This window comes from Streptomyces alkaliterrae (genome assembly GCF_007097205.2).
GTDB classification, from domain to species: domain Bacteria; phylum Actinomycetota; class Actinomycetes; order Streptomycetales; family Streptomycetaceae; genus Streptomyces; species Streptomyces alkaliterrae.
In genome coordinates this window covers 1-2356 of sequence record NZ_VJYK02000512.1, presented here as the reverse complement: position 1 = coordinate 2356, position 2356 = coordinate 1, and the positions used below count along the sequence as shown (strand labels likewise).

Genomic DNA, 2356 nt, shown 5'->3' with positions numbered 1-2356 from the left:
GGCTCGAGGTGGCTCGCGGCTCGGGGCTCGCGGCTCGGGGTTCGGGGTTCGGTACGGGTCACAGCCTTCCGGCGCGGCGTTCGCCGGCGAGCAGCCAGACGAGGTAACCGCCGCCGAGCAGTCCGGTGACCACCCCCGCGGGCAGCAGATGGCCGGGGAATGCCCGTTGGGCGACCCAATCGGCGGCGAGCAGCAGCGCCGCGCCGGTCCACAGCGACGGCAGCAACTGCGGGCCGCTCGCCCTTGTCAGACGCCTGGCGAGTTGCGGCGCGGTGAGCGCGACGAAGGCGACCGGGCCCGCGGCGGCCGCCGCGAACGCGGCCAGCAGCACCGCCGCGGCCAGCAGCACCAGCCGTACCCGCTCCACCGGGACGCCGAGCGCGTACGCCGCGTCGTCCCCCAGCTCCATCATCCGCAGGCCTCTTCCGCAGCCGAGAACGACAAGCGGCAGCAGCGCGCACAGCACGGCCAGCAGCGGCAGGGCGCTGTCCCAGCCCCGGCCGTCCAGACTGCCCGTCAGCCACAGCACGGCACGTCCGGCGTCGGCCATGTCGGCCCGGGTGAGCAGATAGCCGTTGACGCCGGTGAGGACGGCGGCGACGCCGATGCCCACCAGGACCAGCCGCTGGCCGTGCGCGCCGCCACGCCAGGCCAGCAGGTAGATGACCGCGCCGGTGAGGACGCCGCCGAGCACCGCGCCGGTCGCCAGCGCCAGACTGCCGCCGCCGACCAGCACGATGGCGGCCAGTGCACCGCTCGCCGCGCCCTGGGTGAAGCCGAGCACGTCGGGACTGCCGAGCGGGTTGCGGACCAGTGCCTGGAAGACCGCACCGGACAGCCCCAGCGCGGCGCCCACCAGCAGTCCGGTCACCGCGCGCGGCAGGCGCACCTCGTTGACGACGAAGGCGTCAGCGGCGTGCCCGCCGCCGCCGAGCACCTCGATCACCTCGGCCGGGGAGAGCGGGTACTCGCCGCTGCCGACGAGCAGGACCAGCAGCGCGCCGGTGAGCAGCGCCAGACCGGTGCTCACCAGCAGCGACCGGCGGTGGAAGCGCAGCGACAGCCCCCGCCGGCGCAGCACCGCCATACCGGCGGGAGCTTTCCGGGCCCGCTCCGCGGAGACGGCCGTCATGCGCGCACCATCCTTCGCCGTCGCACGAAGTAGAGGAAGAGCGGTCCGCCGAGCACCGCCGTCACGATCCCGACCTGCAGTTCGCCGGGCCGCGCCAGCACCCGTCCCAGGACGTCGGCGCCGAGCAGCAGCACGGGCGCCAGCACCGCGCAGTAGGGCAGCTGCCACCGCAGGTCGGGCCCGGTCAGGGAGCGCACGAGATGCGGCACGATCAACCCGACGAAGACAAGCGGTCCGCAGGCCGCCGTGGCCGCCCCGCACAGCAGGGTGACCGCGACGACCGCGGCGGCCCGCACCGCGGCCGGGCGGGCGCCGAGTGCCCGCGCCGAGTCCTCGCCGAGCTGCATCGCGTTCAGCGCCCTGCCGAGGCCGAGCGCGAGCACCACTCCGACCAGCACGAACGGCGCCAACTGGCCGACGGTCGCGGCCTCGGCTCCGGCGAGCGACCCGACGGCCCAGAAGCGCATGCGGTCCAACGCGGCGGTGTCCAGCAGCATCACGGCGTTGACGTAGCTGACGAGCGCCGCGTTGATCGCGGTACCGGCCAGCGCGAGGCGCGCCGGGGTCGCGCCGCGTCCCCCGCCGACCGCGTACACCAGCACCGAGACGGCGGCGGCGCCCGCGAAGGCGAACCACACGTACCCGGTGAAGCCGGCCACGCCGAGGAAGGACATCGCGGAGACGACGGCGGCGGAGGCCCCCGCGTTGACGCCGAGCAGCCCGGGGTCCGCCAGTGGGTTGCGGGTGACGGCCTGCATCAGGCCACCCGCGAGGCCGAGTGCCGCCCCGGCGAGCAGCCCGAGCCACGTGCGCGGCAGCCGCATCTCGCTGACCACCGTGTGGGCCGGGGAGCCGCTGTCGACGAGCCCCGCCCAGACCTCTGCGAGTGTCAACGGGCGGGCCCCGACGGCAAGGCTCAGGGCCAGGGTGAGGGCGAGCAGGACAAGCGCGGCGAGCAGACCGGCCGCCCGCAGGGCGTGCCGGCGTCCGGCTGACGGCTCGCCGGCCGACGCGCCTCGACGGCGGACGCGCGGCGAAGTCCCCTCCTCGGGCGGGGCTTTGGCAAGGAGCACGGCTGACTTCCGGTGAGCGGGCGGGACGGGGGCGCACCCCCGGACATCACAGAGAACGTAGGTTAGCCTAACCTCACTGCCACGAGGTGCGGCGGCCCGTACACCGGGCCCGCCTCGCCCTGCCCGCAGCCCCTCGCCGCACGTACCCGGC

At 75.6% G+C, this 2356-nt stretch carries 2 protein-coding genes; both read right to left on the bottom strand.

Going from position 1 to position 2356, the window contains the following annotated elements; genetic code table 11:
• Window positions 1-58: 58 nt before the first annotated feature.
• Window positions 59-1132 carry a FecCD family ABC transporter permease gene (locus FNX44_RS26235; RefSeq protein WP_407699186.1) on the bottom strand — a complete coding sequence of 358 codons (1074 nt, stop codon included), beginning with the start codon at window positions 1130-1132 and terminating at the stop codon, window positions 59-61.
• Complete coding sequence (locus FNX44_RS26230) at window positions 1129-2205, bottom strand: FecCD family ABC transporter permease (protein ID WP_143651467.1); 1077 nt, start codon at window positions 2203-2205, stop codon at window positions 1129-1131. The genes FNX44_RS26235 and FNX44_RS26230 overlap by 4 nt, the downstream gene beginning before the upstream one ends.
• Window positions 2206-2356 lie beyond the last annotated feature (151 nt).

Bases quoted from the DNA above. Each gene is read 5' to 3' on its own strand.
- FNX44_RS26235 (WP_407699186.1), bottom strand. From the start codon at position 1,132: ATGACGGCCGTCTCCGCGGAGCGGGCCCGGAAAGCTCCCGCCGGTATG.